At 75.3% G+C, this 2,060-nt stretch carries 1 protein-coding gene; it reads left to right on the forward strand.

Annotated elements, in window-relative coordinates; all coding sequences use genetic code 11:
• Window positions 1–2,060, forward strand: a 2,060-nt coding sequence (locus tag KBY19_RS35770) for a polyketide synthase dehydratase domain-containing protein (protein WP_210967510.1), incomplete at both ends; no start/stop codon positions are given.

Genomic DNA, 2,060 nt, shown 5'->3' on the forward strand with positions numbered 1-2,060 from the left:
GGCAGGCTGATGCAGGAGCTGCCGCCGGGCGGAGCGATGGTCGCCGTCGAGGCCCCCGAGGAGCAGGTGCTCGCGCAGCTCGCGCGCTCCGACGGCCGCGCCACGCTCGCCGCCGTCAACGGCCCCTCCTCGGTCGTCGTCTCCGGTGACGAGGACGCCGTCGAGGCCATCGCGGGGCCGTTGCGCGAGTCGGGGCACAGGACCAAGCGGCTGCGGGTCAGCCACGCCTTCCACTCGCCCCGCCTCGATCCCATGCTGGACGCGTTCCGCCGTGTCGCCCAGGGCCTTTCCTACGCGCCGCCGCGCATCCCCGTCGTCTCCGACGTCACCGGACGCGTCGCCGAACCCGAGGAGCTCGCCGACCCCGAGTACTGGGTGCGGCACGTGCGGCAGCCCGTACGGTTCCTCGACGGCGTGCGCACACTGCGCGCCGAGGGCGTCACCCGCTTCCTGGAGCTGGGCCCGGCCCCCGTCCTGACCGCCATGACCGAGGCGTGCCTGGCGGAGGAGGCCGACGGGAACGGCGGGAGCGGTGGGAACGGTGGGAACGGTGAACAACCGGGCGGGCCGCGCGCGTCCTGCGCAGCGGTGCTGCGCTCCGGCCACGACGAACGGCACACCCTGCTCGACGCGCTCGCCGCGACGCATGTGCACGGCGGCACGGCCGACTTCTCCGCCGCGCTGCCGCCCGGTGCCGGACGCGTCGCCCTGCCCACGTACCGGTTCCAGCGGAGCCGGTACTGGCGCCCCGTGCCCGACCCGGCCGTCGGTAGCGCCTCCGGACTGCGTGGGACAGGGCATCCGCTGCTGCCCTCCGCCCTCGATGCGGCGGACGGCGGGCTGCTGCTGACCGGCCGTATCTCCCCGCGTACGCACGGCTGGCTCACCGACCACGCCATCGCCGACAGCGTGCCGCTGCCCGGCACGGCCTTCCTGGAACTCGCCCTGACGGCCGCAGCCCACACCGGTCACACCCTGGTCGAGGACCTCACGCTGGAGACCCCGCTCCTGCTCCCCGCCACCGGCGCAGTGGACCTCCAGGTGGCCGTCGCACCGGCCGACGGGACCGGCAGCGGACGCCGCCAGATCACCGTCTACTCACGCCCGGCACAGGCCGACGCCGACGCCGACGACGACGAGGGCCACACGCCCGAGGCAGACGGAGCATCCGCCCGCGCCTGGCGCCGACACGCCGCCGGAACCCTCGCCGAACCCGGCTCCGGCTCCAGCTCTGGGGGCCCCGGCGCGGCGGGTTTCGAGCAACCGCCCGCGCACGCCGTGGCGATCGACGCCGACGAGCTGTACGCCGAACTCGCCGAGCAGGGTTATCGGTACGGCCCCGCCTTCCGGGGCGTCCACGCCGCCTGGCGGCACGACGAGACCCTGTTCGCGGACGTACGCCTGCCCGCCGACCAGCACGACGCCGCCGACGGCTGCGCCCTGCACCCGGCGCTCCTCGACAGCGCACTGCACGCAGTGGACGAGCTGTACCGGAACGATCCAGAGGCCGACGGCACCGTGCGGCTCCCCTTCTCCTTCAGCGGTGTGCGCCTGCACACCGCCGGACCGCACACGCGCCTGCGCGTCCGCATCGAGCGGCGCGCACAGGACGAGATCGCACTCACCCTGTCCGACACGGCGGGCACCCCGGTGGCCACCATCCGCTCCCTCGGCCTGCGTCGGATCCCCACCGAGCGGTGGCGCGCCGACCGGGCGGCAGCCGACGACACCCTGACCCGCTCCCTGCACCGCGTCGACTGGCAGCCGCTGCGGCTCGCGGAGGGTCAGCGACCGGACGCCGCCACGTACGCCGTCCTCGCGCACGACGCCGGGCAGCAAGTGTTCGGCGGCGACCTGGCCGACGGCCCGGCCGAGGCCCCCGCGCACCCGGATCTGGCCGCGCTACGGGAGGCGGTCGCGGACGGAGCCGCCGTCCCCGACCTGATCCTCGCGCCCTGCCCGACCGGGACCGACGCCGAACCCGTCGACGCGGTACCCGCACGGGTACGGACTGCCGCGCACCAACTGCTGGCCCTCCTCCAGGACTTCCTGGCCGCTGA

The sequence above is a fragment of the Streptomyces sp. B15 genome, from assembly GCF_018070605.1.
Lineage (GTDB): Bacteria > Actinomycetota > Actinomycetes > Streptomycetales > Streptomycetaceae > Streptomyces > Streptomyces smyrnaeus.